At 66.7% G+C, this 13,371-nt stretch carries 12 protein-coding genes; 4 read left to right on the plus strand and 8 right to left on the minus strand.

Annotation, left to right across the window (positions count from 1 at the left end; all coding sequences use genetic code 11):
• The first annotated feature begins 157 nt into the window (after window positions 1-157).
• Complete coding sequence (locus CXY91_RS21720) at window positions 158-766, plus strand: 2-hydroxychromene-2-carboxylate isomerase (RefSeq protein WP_091833467.1); 609 nt, start codon at window positions 158-160, stop codon at window positions 764-766.
• On the opposite strand, the gene CXY91_RS21725 is transcribed toward CXY91_RS21720, so the two are convergent.
• The 5 genes from CXY91_RS21725 to CXY91_RS21745 form a co-directional block, all read right to left on the minus strand.
• Window positions 763-1,836, minus strand: a complete 1,074-nt coding sequence (locus CXY91_RS21725) for a M48 family metallopeptidase (RefSeq protein WP_091833470.1) — start codon at window positions 1,834-1,836, stop codon at window positions 763-765. The genes CXY91_RS21720 and CXY91_RS21725 overlap by 4 nt on opposite strands.
• A gap of 34 nt (window positions 1,837-1,870) precedes the next feature.
• Window positions 1,871-2,428 (minus strand): LemA family protein, encoded by a 558-nt coding sequence (locus CXY91_RS21730; protein WP_091833473.1) that lies wholly within the window; start codon window positions 2,426-2,428, stop codon window positions 1,871-1,873.
• Window positions 2,429-2,542: 114 nt separating this feature from the next.
• Entirely contained in the window at window positions 2,543-3,784 is a 1,242-nt protein-coding gene (locus tag CXY91_RS21735) for an MFS transporter (protein ID WP_100963276.1), read from the minus strand.
• Complete coding sequence (locus CXY91_RS21740; protein WP_100963278.1) at window positions 3,781-4,152, minus strand: hypothetical protein; 372 nt, start codon at window positions 4,150-4,152, stop codon at window positions 3,781-3,783. Before CXY91_RS21740 ends, CXY91_RS21735 begins: the two co-directional genes overlap by 4 nt.
• Before the next feature lie 2 nt (window positions 4,153-4,154).
• Window positions 4,155-6,389 (minus strand): TonB-dependent receptor, encoded by a 2,235-nt coding sequence (locus CXY91_RS21745; protein WP_100963280.1) that lies wholly within the window; start codon window positions 6,387-6,389, stop codon window positions 4,155-4,157.
• A gap of 244 nt (window positions 6,390-6,633) precedes the next feature.
• Here CXY91_RS21745 and CXY91_RS21750 point away from each other — a divergent pair, with 244 nt between their 5' ends.
• A complete protein-coding gene (locus CXY91_RS21750; RefSeq protein ID WP_158673540.1) occupies window positions 6,634-7,644 on the plus strand; it encodes a helix-turn-helix transcriptional regulator in 1,011 nt (336 codons plus the stop codon).
• 8 nt (window positions 7,645-7,652) lie between these two features.
• On the opposite strand, the gene CXY91_RS21755 is transcribed toward CXY91_RS21750, so the two are convergent.
• Entirely contained in the window at window positions 7,653-9,365 is a 1,713-nt protein-coding gene (locus CXY91_RS21755) for a cytochrome c biogenesis protein DipZ (RefSeq protein ID WP_100963284.1), read from the minus strand.
• Between the two features lie 28 nt (window positions 9,366-9,393).
• The gene (locus tag CXY91_RS21760) at window positions 9,394-9,606 is read right to left on the minus strand and encodes a hypothetical protein (RefSeq protein ID WP_100963286.1); all 213 of its coding nucleotides are present in this window, start codon (window positions 9,604-9,606) and stop codon (window positions 9,394-9,396) included.
• Window positions 9,607-9,741: 135 nt separating this feature from the next.
• Between CXY91_RS21760 and CXY91_RS21765 the strand changes: the two genes are divergently transcribed.
• Window positions 9,742-10,227, plus strand: coding sequence for a MarR family winged helix-turn-helix transcriptional regulator (locus CXY91_RS21765; RefSeq protein ID WP_100963289.1), 486 nt, complete (start codon window positions 9,742-9,744; stop codon window positions 10,225-10,227).
• 12 nt (window positions 10,228-10,239) lie between these two features.
• On the opposite strand, the gene CXY91_RS21770 is transcribed toward CXY91_RS21765, so the two are convergent.
• Complete coding sequence (locus tag CXY91_RS21770) at window positions 10,240-11,247, minus strand: LLM class flavin-dependent oxidoreductase (protein ID WP_100963291.1); 1,008 nt, start codon at window positions 11,245-11,247, stop codon at window positions 10,240-10,242.
• Window positions 11,248-11,642: 395 nt separating this feature from the next.
• Between CXY91_RS21770 and rpsA the strand changes: the two genes are divergently transcribed.
• Complete coding sequence (gene rpsA / locus CXY91_RS21775) at window positions 11,643-13,349, plus strand: 30S ribosomal protein S1 (protein WP_091833499.1); 1,707 nt, start codon at window positions 11,643-11,645, stop codon at window positions 13,347-13,349.
• The last annotated feature ends 22 nt before the right edge of the window (window positions 13,350-13,371 follow it).

Below are 13,371 nucleotides of genomic sequence, written 5' to 3' on the forward strand. Positions count from 1 at the left end.
AGAATGCGACCCGGCCGGCCGCATTTCGGACGTAACCGGGCACTATCGCAGGGTTCGGGGCGACGCAATCGGAACCTTCTGATCGATCTGGCGTCATCTGCTGATGGGTTGCCGCCCGCAATGCGGGCGGAGCGCTGCGTTGCTGGTTGGGGGTCAGATGCCGAATCGTCCTGTTCTGGATTTCTGGTACGAGTTCGCGTCGACTTATTCCTGCCTGAGCGCCCTGCGGATCGAGGAACTGGCGGAGGCAGCCGGAGTGGCGGTGCGCTGGCGCCCATTCCTGCTCGGCCCGATCTTCGCTGCCCAGGGCTGGACCAGCTCCCCGTTCAATCTCTATCCGAACAAGGGTCGCTACATGTGGCGCGACGTGGCGCGCCGTGCCGGCCGCAACGGCCTCGCTATCGTCCGTCCCGAGGTCTTCCCGCAGAACTCTCTCGTTGCCGCGCGGCTGGCGCTGGCCGGGCGCGAGGCCGGTTGGCTGCCGGCCTTCTCCACAGCGCTGTTCCGTGCCCAGTTCTGCGAAGGGCGCAATATCGCCGAGGAAGCGGTTTTGAACGCAGCGCTGCGCGAAGCCGGGGCCGATCCCGCCTCGGCCTTTCCCGCCTCGCGCAGCGAGGAGGTCAAGGGCCGGCTCAAGGCCGAGACCGAGCTCGCCAAATCGCTCGGGATCTTCGGCGCACCGACCTTCGTCACCGGCGATGGTGAACTGTTCTGGGGCGACGACCGGCTCGAGGAAGCGCTGAGCTGGGCGAAGGACGGGCGCTAACCGCCTGCAGGTGGTGGCGCCGGGCGCGACCACGGTCCGTGCGTCGCAGAGGTCTGGGCGATCTCGGGCAAAGGCTGCCTTTCGCTGATCTTCGGCGGGCCGGGCGGCGCTTCCGGCGGCAGGCGCCCGCCGGCTGTCTGTACGAGCGCCTGCACCCGTTTGGTGACGGACGGATGGGTCGAGAACAGGTCGGCGAAATCGTCGGGATCGTTCTCGAAGCACATGTCCATCACGCCCGACGGAACATTGTCGATGTCGGCGCGCCCGGAGATCTTCAGCAGCGCCGAGATCATCGCGTCTGGGTTCTTGGTCAGCTCCACCGCCCCGGCATCGGCGAGGTATTCGCGGGCCCGCGACAACGACAGCCGGATCAGCACGGCGAGCAGCCAGGCGACGGCGATCACCGCAAAGCCGAGGATGATCGCAAAGCCGCTGCCCTTCTTGTCGCCGTCCGAGGAGATGCGGACCCGCCCGAGATTGCGGAACACGACTTCGCCGACGAAGGAGATGATGCCGGCGATCACCACGGCGATCACCATCAGCCGGACGTCGCCATTGCGGATATGGGTCAGCTCATGGGCGATCACCGCTTCGATCTCGGCATCGTTGAGCTGCTCGATCAGCCCGGTGGTCAGCGTCACCGTGAACTGCTTGTCGTTGACGCCGCTGGCGAAGGCGTTGAGCGCGTCGCTCTGGATGATGGCGAGCTTCGGCGTCACCATGCCGCGCGAGATGCAGAGGTTCTCGAGCATCCGGTAGAGCTTGGGCTGGGCCTCCCGCGTCACGCCTTCGGCGCCCGAGACCGCCTCGATCAGTCTGACATTGATCCTGAAGCCGATGAACACCCAGGCGCCGGTCGCAAGCGTGATGAAGGGCAGCCAGGACCAGAAGCGCTGGTTGACGAAGCTCAGCACCGTGCGCCCGCGCGGCACGCCGGCATAGCCGTAGCCGACCAGCATGATGCCCCAGACCGTCAGGTAAACCATCAGGAAGAGCCCGATGATCAGGGCGATCGACCGGGTCCGGTTGTTGCGCTGATGGGTGTAGAGCCCGAAGGCTTCCCCCGGCATCGCCGCAGCTCCGCTGTGAGGCCTGTCGAAGCGCTCAGAACTTCACGGTCGGCGCGACTTCGATCTGCTTGCGCGTCTCTTCGCCGACATCGAAGAATTCGCGTGGGCTGAAGCCCATCTGCGGTGCGAAGAACACGGCCGGGAAGGCCTGGATCGCCGCGTTGAACTCGCTGACCGCATTGTTGAAGAAGCGCCTGGCAGCCGCCAGCTTGTCCTCGACATTGCCGAGGTCCTGCTGCAGCTGCTGGAAGTTCGCGCTCGCCTTCAGGTCGGGATAGGCCTCGCCCAGCGCCAGCAGGCGGCCGACGGCGCCGGTGAGCTGCTGCTCCGCCACGGCCTGATCGTGCGGGCCGGTCGCGGCCTGCGCCTGGTTGCGCGCCTTGATCACCGCGTCGAACGTCTCCTTCTCGTGAGTGGCATAGCCCTTCACGGTCTCGACCAGGTTCGGGATCAGGTCGTGGCGCTGCTTCAGTTGCACATCAATGTCGGCGAAGGCCTGGTTGACGCGCTGGCGCATCGCGACGAGGCCGTTATAGGTCATGATCAGCCAGACCACGACGACGACGATCAGTCCAAGGACGACCCAACCCATGGTGTTCTCCTTCGGCACAGGCGATCTTGCGGCACAGGCGATCTCGCCGGCAACCTTGCATGAAGGACGACGCTAGGGAAGGCGCGGCCCCTTGCTGCGAGCACTTTGCGCCGGTCAGGCCGGCTTTCCGACGCTGCTGCGCGCGATCATCCTCACCGTCGCGATCACCGCGACCGCCGAGATCGCCGTCGCCAGGCAAAACAGCGCGCCATAGCCCAGCGTGTCGGCGAGCTTGCCCGCCAGCATCGAGCCGGCGAGATAGACCAGCAATTGGGCGCAGGCGAGGATGGTGAAGTCGGTGCCCGGCTGGTCCGAGGTCGTCACCGCCATGAACAGCGAATAGAGCGCGACGATCTCCATATAGCGGATCAGCGTCTGGAAGCCGGCGGCGCCGAATAACGGCCAGGCACCGACGACGGCTCCGAGCGCATGGCAGGCGAAGAGCAGGAAGCAGAGCGTGCGCGCCGCACCGAGCAGCGCGAGCACGAAGGCAATGCCCCGGCGCTTGACCAGCCAGGCGGCGATCGCCGAGCCGGCAAGGCCCGCCGTCGTCGCCGATATCCCGGAGAGATAGCCGATCTGGTTGAGCGGCACGCCGGCATCGACGAGGTAGGATCCCTCCATCGCTTTCACCAGCCCCTCGCTTGCCCGGTAGATCAGCGCGATCCAGAGGATCTGACGCGCTTCCGGCCGGCGCAGGAAGGCGCGGATCGAGGGGCGCTTGGCGGCCTCGGCCGGGGTCGGATCGCCCTCGCGCATCATCGCCGCTGCGACGAGCGGCAGCAGCGAGATCGCGGCGATGGTGAGGAGCATGCCGGTCCAGCCGATGTGATGATGCAGGACGAGGCCAAGCGTGCCGCCGATCACCACGCCGAAAGCGATCGAGCCGCCCTGGATGGCGTTGCCGATGGCGCGATCGGCCTCCGGCAGATATTTCGCGGCATAGCCGTCGGTGGCGATATCCTGCGTCGAGATCAGCAGGGAGGCGGTAAAGCCGATCGCGATGATCTTGCCGACATCGAGCGGCCCTACCGCGATCAGCGCGAGGATGCACAGGATCGTGCCGGTCTGGGTGATGAAGACCCAGCCGGCCCGGTGCGCCCGCGCGAACGGCCTGATCCGGTCGATCCACGGCGCCCAGACGAATTTGATGACCAGCGGCAGCAGCAGGATGCTCATATAGCCGATGGCGGTGCGCGAAACGCCGGCTTCGCGCATGATCGGCGGCAGCGCCGCGACGAAGAGATAGGACGGGATCGCCTGCGCGAGATACAAGCCCCCGAGCACGGCAAAGAGCCGGTAGCGCGCGGCATTGCTGGCCGGTGCAGTGCCGATGGCCGCTTCGCTCGCGCTCATGCCGCTCTCCGGTGCTTCAGCAGGAAGGCTCGCGCCGCCGCCTCGTCGGTCTCCAGGCTGATCGGGAAGGGCCAGAGCCGGCGGAAGACGTCCGCCATCGCCTCGGTCGCGCCCGGGCGCACGATGGCGCAGGCGCCGCAGAGCGCGCCGAACTGGGCCCGCGTCCGCTTGAACCAGATCGCCTGTTCGCGCTCGCCGGCCTGCGACAGCTTGCGGCCGCCGCCGAAGATGGTGAGCAGCAGGAAAGGTTCCTCGCGCCGGCCGAGCTCGGCGAGCGCGTCGAGATAGGCGCGCTCGTCATTGTCGGCATAGGGCGGCGCGAAGCGCAGGGTGACGATGCCGTCGGCGTCGCTGTCGAGGCTCACCATGGTCAGAAGGTCTTGCGGAAGCCGAGCGTCACGGTGCGACCCCAGGCATAGTTGGCGAGATTGCGCACCGAGGTCGCGGTCGGGTTCTGGTAGTTGCGGTCGAACAGGTTGTTGACCGCGACATAGGCCTCTCCTTCGAGCACCGGGGCGGTGAAGGCCACGTTCATCGTCGCCGCGCCCTTCAGCCTGTTGCGGGTACCACGCAGGTCGGTCGCGACGTCGCGGTCGGAGAAGGCCTCGCCTTCGAGGCGAAGCTGCATGCCGTTGGTGAAGCGGTAGCTGCCATAGAGCATGCCGCGATAGGGCGAGCCGATGCGGTTGTTCGGCAGGGCGCTGCCGAGCTTGCGGTCGCCATTGGTGTCGTAGCGGCCCTCGCGATAGGCCAGCACGGTGCCGATGGTGAGCTGCTCGGTGACGGCGATGTCGCCGGTCGCCTCGATGCCCCAGATCCGCTCCTTCTGTTGCGAGATCGTGTTGCTCGCCTGGTCGAAGGTCACGCCCTTGCTGGAGGTGCTGACGAAGCCGGTCAGCGAGCCCTTGAAGATGCCCTGGCTGCCGCGGATGCCGAGTTCGTAATTGTTGACGATCTGCGCTTCCGGCGCGATCGAGGCATAGCTGATGCTGCGCCGGTTGGCCGGCAGGCAGTTCGGATTGGTGACCGGGCAGGCATAGGCGGTGGAGATGCCGGCCCGTCTCGTGAAGGCGCCGACATCCGGCAACGCGAAGCCCTGCGAGAAGCCGCCGAAGATTTCGCTGCTCTCGGAAAGCTTGACCGTGGCACCGAGATTGCCGGTCCAGGCCTTGTAGTCGAACTTGCCGCCGGTGACGTTGAGCGCCGGCAGCACGAAGCTCTGATAGCCCTGGGCGTTGTTGGCGGCGACCGCCGCATAGGCGGCCGGGCGGGTATAGTCGCTGACGTCCAGTGAGAAATACTCGTAGCGCAGGCCACCGCGCAGGGTGATCCGCTCGCCGACCGGGATTTGAAGCTGGCCGAAGGCGGCGCTCGTCGTCTGCTTCAGCGGCGTGAACACGTCCTGACCACTGGTCAGCGTTTGCCAGGTCTTCTCCTGGTTGAGGTCGCCGCCCCAGGTCAGCTTGGCGCCGGGCAGGATGCGGTCGAGCGGCGTGTCAATCGTCAGGTTCACGCCGCCGCGCTGCGAATGAAGCGTGGTCTGGTTGTCCGGGCTCGTCGGCGAGGCCGGGTTGAAGGAGTAGTAGACCTGCGAATTATAGGGGTAGGAGAAGGCCGAGTAATTGAAGCGCTTCTTGATGTCGTTGTAGTAGCCGAGCAGGCTGAGCTTGCCGAGGGCGAAGTCGCTGTCGCTGTAGCGCAGTGAGACCGACTTGGTGTCCTCGATGACGTTCTGCCCGGTATAGAGCTTTGTCCGGTCCGGCCGCGCGAAGGGCGCGGCGTAATTGGTCAGGTATTTCGGATCCTGGTCGAAGGCGATCAGCGAGCCTTGCAGTTCGATGCGCTTGCTGGCGTCGAAATCGTAGCCGAGCTTGGCGAGTAGGTTGCCGGCCTTATAACGGTCGCCACCGCCCTGGCCGAGCAGGCCGTCGGAGGGGAGTTCGCGCCCCTTGCCGTCATAGGTGCGGCCGGCGCCGCGGGCGCTGCCGGAGATCAGGTAGTCGATGCCATCAGGGATCTTGCCGGAGACGGTGACCGAGGCTTCGGGTGCCAGCGAGCGGCCGAGCGCCTGGGTGAAGCCGCGCACGGCGGTATTGACCGTCACCCGCGGCTTGCTGCCGTCGGCCGCCTTCTTGGTGATGAAGTTGACGGTGCCGCCGGTCGCACCGGCGCCGTAGAGGCTGGACGCGCCGGCGACCAGCTCGATGCGCTCGACCGTGTTGAGGTCGATCAGCGAAAGGATGCGCGAGACGTCGCGCAGCGGCGTGTTCATCGGCACGCCGTCGATCAGCACCAAGAGGTCGCGGCCGCGATAGTTCTCCGAGGCGCTCGACACCGTCTGCGTCGCCATCGAATAGCCCGGCACCAGCTTGCCGAGTGCGGCCGCGGCGTTCGGGCTGAATTTCAGCTGTTCCTCGATCTGCGCCCGATCGAGCACCTGGATCGATTGCGGCGTCTCGGCCGTGCTGCGCTCGGTGCGCGCCGCAGTCACGGTGATCGTGTCGAGGTCGATCACATTGGATGGGGCCTGGGACGACTGCGCCACCGCCGCCGAGGCGCAAAGCAGAGCCGGCAGGCTGATGGCGAGGGAAGCACGCTTGCTCATGAAGATACCTGTCGTCGTCGGGTCGGATCGGTCTCCCGAGCGAGGGCGTATCGCTCGGGGTCTTACGATCGGAAGTTGTGATGTCGTTTCGATCTTAGTTTAGAACTAGAATAAACTAGCTTTATTCATCAATCTTGGGCGGCGAAATTCTCTTGATGCGTTGAGTTCTTGCGATCTCTAAAGTTATATCGAAGGCATCATCTTGGACGTGCGCGAACGCGCCATGGGACAAAAGCGAACTCCGATGCGCGACGAGGTGGCTGTGGCAGCGCTGCAACGGTCTGCCGGGGCGAAGGCCGCCGAGGGCGAGAGCTTCGCGCCGTTCTGGCTTGTCTCGGGCGAGGCTGCGCCCGAGGAAGTTCAGGCGATGGCGCAGAAGGTCTTCGGACATGTGCCTGATGGCGATGACATCCGCGCCGAGGCCGCCTTGCCTTTCGCCGCTCGCAGCATGCTGACGACGCGGCCCGATATCGGGCTGATGTCCTGCTTCTCGCCGGCGACGCCCTGGGTCTGGCCAGCGCGCCAGGGCGGGCAGGAGCTGCGCTATATTCTCGTCCGCCCGTCGGACGGCCGCTGCGTGATCGACCAAGCGGGGCGCCGCATCTCGCTGCGGGCCCGCGATGCCGCGGTCGTCGATCTCGCAAGGGAGACGCGCTTCACTCTGGTCGAGCTCGGCCGCATCGACCTGATCGCGCTCGATCCGGCGCGTTTGCCGGCGCTGGCGCAACTCGCTCCCGATGAACTGATGCAGGCGATCCCCCGCGGCAATCGCGGTCTGCAGGTGCTGGCGCATTACGGCGCGCTATTGCTGCGCGGCCTGTTCCCGCTCAACTCGGCTCCGCTGCGCGATCTCGCCATCGGTCATGTCCATGACCTGATCGGCGTGATGCTGGCCGATCGCAGCGCCCCGCCGGTGACCGCGACGCCGCGCCGCGGCGGTCGGCTCGCCGCGATCAAGGCCGATATCGAGACCAGGCTGGAGCGGCGCGAACTCTCGATCGACATGATCGCCGGGCTCTACGGCGTGACGCCGCGCGCCATCCAGAAGGCCTTCGGTGCCGAGGGGCGCACCTTCTCCGACTATGTGCTGGAGCGCCGGCTCGAACGCGCCTGGCTCAAGCTGATGTCGGCCGAGGACGCCGCCGTCACCATCAGCAGCGTCGCCTTCGAGGTCGGCTTCGGCGACCTGTCATACTTCAACCGAAGTTTTCGCAAGCGCTTCGGCCGCTCGCCCTCGCAGGTCAGGGCGGGCTGACGCGTGCGTCAGCCGAAGGTGAAGGCGTAGGCGCGGGCACCCGGATCGAGGAATTCGATGCTGAAGTCGCGAGGCTTCACCGGCCCGTCCTGGCGGACCAGCTGGTAGAGCCGCTCGTCGCCGATCGTGCCGTAGCCCTCGGCGTCGATGTCGGCGCCATGGGCACTGCCGGGCGCCGCGCCGTCGATGGTGACGCGGAAGCGGACCGGCGGGCTGCGGGGCACGCGGCCCATCACCAGATGCAGGTCGCGGGCATGGAAGCGGTGATTGATCCGCCCGCCCGCCTGCTGCGAGACCGCGAACTCGCCGGCGACGGTCCAGCTGCCGGAGAGACTCCACTGGTTGAGGCGCGGGGAGGCGGCGGCTTCATAGGTAGCAGGCGCATCGGCCTTGATTCCGCCCGGCGAGGCGAAGCCATTCGTGCGGGCATGGCCGAGATAGGTCTCGGGCGAGCGCAGATTGGCGAAGTCGGGCGCCCCCTGCGCGCCTTCGCCCGAGACCTTGGCGACGCCGGGCCCGACCGCATTGCCGGCCTCGGCGAGCAGCGACTGGATCACCTTTTCGGAGGCGGCGTAGTCGCCCTCGCCGAACTCGTGATGGCGGATGCGGCCCTGCGCGTCGACGAAGTAGCGGGCAGGCCAGGCCTGGTTGCTGAAGGCGCGCCAGACCGCATAGTCGTTATCGATCGCGACCGGATAGCTCACGCCAAGCGCGGCGACCGCCTTGCGCACATTGGCGGGATCCTTCTCGAAGGCGAATTCCGGCGTGTGCACGCCGACCACGACGAGGCCCTGATCCCGGTACTTCTCGGCCCAGGCTCTGACATAAGGCAGCGTGCGCAGGCAGTTGATGCAGGAATAGGTCCAGAAGTTCACCAGCACGACCTTGCCGCGGACACTCTCGGAGGTGATCGGCTCGCGGTCGAGCCATTGCCTGGCGCCGAACAGCGGCTTGGATGCCGGTTGTGCCAGCGCGGTTGTGACGAGGCTCGGAGCGGCTGGCATGGCGATATCAAGGAGGCGTTGCTCGATGGCCGCCGTGGTCGGTGCCGACAGGCGGGTGAGGACGCTGGTGTCGAAGCCGAAGGCGATCGCGAGACTGCTCGCGATCACCGCGACACCGAGGCCGCGTCGCAACGATTCGATCGAGGCGGCGGGCCGCCGCGTCCAGGCCAGCAGCCGCTTGCCGAGCAGCAGCACTGCGGCCAGCGCCGTCGCGGCGCCGGCGGCATAGGCGAAGAGCAGGAGCGCGGTGGTGAGGCTCGGCCCGCCGAGAGCGGCGCCGGCGAGGATCAGACCGAGCACCGGCCCGGCGCAGGGCGTCCAGAGGAGGCCTGTCGCGACACCGAGCAAAGCGGAGGAGGCCGGCCGCAGATCGGTGCGGCCTTCGGTGCCCGCAACACGCGCCAACCTCTCGCCGAGCGCGGTCAGCGGCGCGGCGAGGCGTGTGGCCAGCGCCGGCAACAGCAGAGCGAGCCCGAACAGGGCGACGAAGCCGAGCGCGATATTGCGGCCATGGCTGTTGAGCGCAATCGCCCAGCTGCCCGCGACGGCGGCGAGGCTGGCGACCCCCGCGAATGCCAAGGCCATGCCGAACAGCATCGGCAAGGTGCTGGTCCGGAAAGGCTGGCCGGCGCGCGTCAGCACGAAGGGCAGGACCGGCAGGATGCAGGGGCTCGCGATGGTCAGGACGCCGGCGAGATAGGCGAGGGCGAAGTTCATGGGAAGCGTCTCCTCGACAGGCGGTTCGTCAGGAACGGGCTGCGCCGCGCCGCGGCGGCGGGTTCGATGACAGGACCGGGGCGGAGCCGTAGGCGCGCGGGCCGGTGAAGGCGCTGCAGGCCATGGCGAAGCTCGCCCCCGCCGCCAGCATCGCCGCCAGAAGCAGGCGGCGCGGGGCCGGATTCGTCTCGGGCTGAACCTGCGCGAGTGCCTTGGCGGTGGATGAGCCGGTGCGGGTCATGGCGTGCTCTCTCAGTTTACTTTCGAGCGATTAGATCGCTCGATAAATAAACGAGAACGAAACGTCAATCAATCGCTTGAAAATAAATCGTGCGTCAAATATCTGTGAGCGATCCTTTGCCGGGAGGCGTGCGCGATGAGCGATTCAGGACAGGCGGCTGAGCAGACCGGCGCAGACAGGCTGCCCGGACTCGACGAGTTCCTGTGCTTTGCGGTCTATTCGACCAATCTCGCCTTCAATCGCATCTACAAGCCGCTGCTTGACGAGCTCGGGCTGACCTATCCGCAGTACATTGCGCTTGTCGCCCTCTACGAGTTGCCTGACCAGACCGTCGGCCAGCTCGGCGAAAAGCTTTTCCTCGATTCGAGTACGCTGACGCCGTTGCTGAAGCGGCTGGAGGCGATGGGCGTGGTAACGCGCCAGCGCGACCCGCAGGACGAGCGCCAGGTCCGCATCAACCTGACACCGCAGGGCCGCGCATTGCGCGAGCGGGGCAGGGCGGTCAGGGTCAGCATGCAGCGCGCGACGGGCCTCGCTCCCGAGGAGCAGCGTCATCTGCGCGAGGCCATGGTTCGGCTGCGGGGAAACCTCAACGCAGCCGAACATGAACGCCGCTCCTGAGCGGCGACTCGGTCAGGCCGCGACCGCCGCCAATCCCAGTGTCGGCTGGATTTCGGCCAGGATCTCGTAGGAGCGCTTGCGGGCCGCGTGGTCGAAAATCGCCGAGGCGACGATCAGCTCGTCGGCGTCGGTCTTCTCGATGAAGGCCTGCAGCTGCGCCCGCACGCTCTCGCGCGAGCCGACGAAGGAGCAGGCCAGCATGCGTTGCGCCTGCGCCTTTTCCGGGCCGGACCAGTAATCCTCGATATCGTCGATCGGCTTCGGCAGGAGGCCGCGCCGGCCGCGCAGCATGTCGGCGAAGCGCTGCTGCAACGAGGTGAAGAGGTATTGCGCCTCGGCATCGGTGTCGGCCGCGATGACGTTGCAGCCGACCATGGCATAGGGCCTGTCGAGCTGCGCCGAGGGCTGGAAGCGCTCGCGATAGACGGCGAGCGCGTCCATCAGCGCATCCGGGGAGAAATGCGAGGCGAAGGCATAGGGCAGCCCGAGCACGGCGGCGAGCTGCGAGCCGAACAGGCTGGAGCCGAGGATCCAGAGCGGGACATTGGTGTTGGTGCCCGGCACCGCCTGGATCACCTGGTCCGGCTGCAACGGGCCGAGCAGCGCCTGCAATTCCAGCACGTCCTGCGGGAAGCGCTCGGACGCGTCGGCCTCGCGCCGCATCGCTCGCCAGGTCCGCTGGTCGGTGCCGGGCGCGCGGCCGAGCCCGAGGTCGATGCGGCCGGGATAGAGCGTCTCCAGCGTGCCGAACTGCTCGGCAATCACCAAAGGCGAATGATTTGGCAGCATGATCCCGCCGGCGCCGACGCGGATCGTCTCGGTGCCTTCGGCGACGTAGCCGATCGCGACGGCGGTCGCGGCGCTGGCGATGCCAGTCATGTTGTGGTGCTCGGCCAGCCAGAACCGGGTGTAGCCGAGCTTTTCGGCATGGCGGGCGAGGTCGCGGCTGTTGTGGAGGGCGTCCGCCGCGGTCGCACCTTCGGCGATGAAGGCGAGGTCTAGGATGGAAAGCGGGAACATTGGGCTTTTCCCTTGCATCGCTCCGGCTTGGCGCCGGGCTTCGCCAGCAAAGATCGGGGTCGCCTGGGCGAGTCACAAGGTCGCTCGGCGCATGCGCGACCGGCATTTCGCGCCGCAATCCGCTTGCGGAACGACGCGAAAATCGCTAGGTCAGCCTCGTCCGAAGGGCCGTGATCGATCACAGCCGGGGGCGGTCGAAATGGCCGGCTCCCGTTTTGTGTTAGGAGAACGGGCCTTTTGATGCGGATCGGCCCCTGCGGCCAGGCGCCGCCGTCCCAAGGGATGGCACGCTCCGGACACCGGAGCACCGTGCGGATCGATCCGGCGTGCAGCACCAACCCAACGGCGCCATGCCGGACATCCGCGGGATACGCGGCCGGCGTTCAGGAGCACATATGTCAGCTGTCGAAAGCTATAGCGCGGGCCGCGAGGATTTCGCCGCCCTGCTCGAGGAATCGTTCACCCGGAACGAGGCCCTCGAAGGGACCGTCATCAAGGGCAAGGTCGTTGCCATTGAGAAGGACATGGCGATCATCGATGTCGGTCTGAAGACCGAAGGTCGCGTCGCCCTCAAGGAATTCACCGGCCCGGGCCGGGACGAGGAGCTCAAGGTCGGCGACGAGGTCGAGGTCTATCTCGACCGGATCGAGAACGCGCTCGGCGAAGCCGTCATCTCGCGCGACAAGGCTCGCCGCGAGGAGAGCTGGGTCAAGCTCGAGAAGGCGTTCGAGGCCCGCGAGAAGGTCATGGGCAACATCTTCAACACGGTCAAGGGTGGCTACACCGTCGATCTCGACGGCGCCGTCGCCTTCCTGCCGCGTTCGCAGGTGGACATCCGCCCGATCCGCGACGTCGGCCCGCTGATGGGCCAGCCGCAGCCATTCGAGATCCTCAAGATGGATCGTCGCCGCGGCAACATCGTCGTCTCGCGCCGCACCGTGCTCGAAGAGACCCGCGCCGAGGCTCGTTCCGAGCTCGTCGCCTCGCTCGAAGAGGGCCAGGTCATCGACGGCGTCGTCAAGAACATCACCGAGTACGGCGCGTTCGTCGATCTCGGCGGCATTGACGGCCTGCTGCACGTGACCGACATGGCCTGGCGCCGCGTCAACCATCCGTCCGAGGTCGTGACCATCGGCCAGACGGTCAAGGTCAAGATCATCAAGATCAACCAGGAGACGCACCGCATCTCGCTGGGCATCAAGCAGCTGCTGGCCGATCCGTGGGATGGCATCGCCGCCCGCTACCCGGTCGGCACCCGCCTGAAGGGTCGCGTCACCAACATCACGGACTACGGCGCGTTCGTCGAGGTGGAGCCGGGCATCGAAGGCCTGATCCACGTCTCCGAGATGTCCTGGACCAAGAAGAACGTCCACCCCGGCAAGATCGTCTCGACCTCGCAGGAAGTCGACGTCGCGATCCTCGAGGTCGATCAGGTCAAGCGCCGCATCTCGCTCGGCCTCAAGCAGACCCTGCGCAACCCGTGGGAAGTCTTCGCGGAGCAGCATCCGGCTGGTTCGGTCGTCGAGGGCGAGGTCAAGAACAAGACCGAGTTCGGTCTGTTCCTCGGCCTCGAGGGCGACATCGACGGCATGATCCATCTGTCGGACCTGGACTGGAACCGTCCGGGCGAGCAGGTGATCGAGGAGTACAAGAAGGGCGACATGCTCCAGGCGGTCGTCCTCGATGTCGACGTCGAGAAGGAGCGCATCTCGCTCGGCCTGAAGCAGCTTGGCGGCGATCCCTTCGTGGATGCCGGCGAGTTCAAGAAGGGCCAGGTCGTGACCTGTGAGATCATCGACGTCAAGGACGGTGGTCTCGACGTCAAGATCTCCGGCACGGACATGACGACCTTCATCAAGCGCGCCGAAATCGCGCGTGATCGTGCCGAGCAGCGCCCCGAGCGCTTCGCGGCCGGCGAGAAGGTCGACGCCCGCGTTATCCTCTTCGACAAGAAGGCCCGCAAGATCCAGGTCTCGATCAAGGCCCTGGAAGTGGCCGAGGAGCGCGAGGCGATGGCCACCTACGGCTCGGCCGACTCGGGTGCTTCGCTCGGCGACATCCTCGGCGCCGCCCTCAAGAAGGCGACGACCGACAAGAAGTGATCATCAGGCCGCGTCTTGCGGC

Source organism: Allobosea sp. FBZP-16 (assembly GCF_002831785.1).
Lineage (GTDB): Bacteria > Pseudomonadota > Alphaproteobacteria > Rhizobiales > Beijerinckiaceae > Allobosea > Allobosea lupini.

Bases quoted from the DNA above. Each gene is read 5' to 3' on its own strand.
- CXY91_RS21740 (WP_100963278.1), bottom strand. From the start codon at position 4,152: ATGGTGAGCCTCGACAGCGACGCCGACGGCATCGTCACCCTGCGCTTC.
- rpsA (WP_091833499.1), top strand. From the start codon at position 11,643: ATGTCAGCTGTCGAAAGCTATAGCGCGGGCCGCGAGGATTTCGCCGCC.
- CXY91_RS21760 (WP_100963286.1), bottom strand. From the start codon at position 9,606: ATGACCCGCACCGGCTCATCCACCGCCAAGGCACTCGCGCAGGTTCAG.
- CXY91_RS21770 (WP_100963291.1), bottom strand. From the start codon at position 11,247: ATGTTCCCGCTTTCCATCCTAGACCTCGCCTTCATCGCCGAAGGTGCG.
- CXY91_RS21765 (WP_100963289.1), top strand. From the start codon at position 9,742: ATGAGCGATTCAGGACAGGCGGCTGAGCAGACCGGCGCAGACAGGCTG.
- CXY91_RS21735 (WP_100963276.1), bottom strand. From the start codon at position 3,784: ATGAGCGCGAGCGAAGCGGCCATCGGCACTGCACCGGCCAGCAATGCC.
- CXY91_RS21755 (WP_100963284.1), bottom strand. From the start codon at position 9,365: ATGAACTTCGCCCTCGCCTATCTCGCCGGCGTCCTGACCATCGCGAGC.
- CXY91_RS21720 (WP_091833467.1), top strand. From the start codon at position 158: ATGCCGAATCGTCCTGTTCTGGATTTCTGGTACGAGTTCGCGTCGACT.
- CXY91_RS21750 (WP_158673540.1), top strand. From the start codon at position 6,634: ATGCGCGACGAGGTGGCTGTGGCAGCGCTGCAACGGTCTGCCGGGGCG.
- CXY91_RS21730 (WP_091833473.1), bottom strand. From the start codon at position 2,428: ATGGGTTGGGTCGTCCTTGGACTGATCGTCGTCGTCGTGGTCTGGCTG.
- CXY91_RS21725 (WP_091833470.1), bottom strand. From the start codon at position 1,836: ATGCCGGGGGAAGCCTTCGGGCTCTACACCCATCAGCGCAACAACCGG.
- CXY91_RS21745 (WP_100963280.1), bottom strand. From the start codon at position 6,389: ATGAGCAAGCGTGCTTCCCTCGCCATCAGCCTGCCGGCTCTGCTTTGC.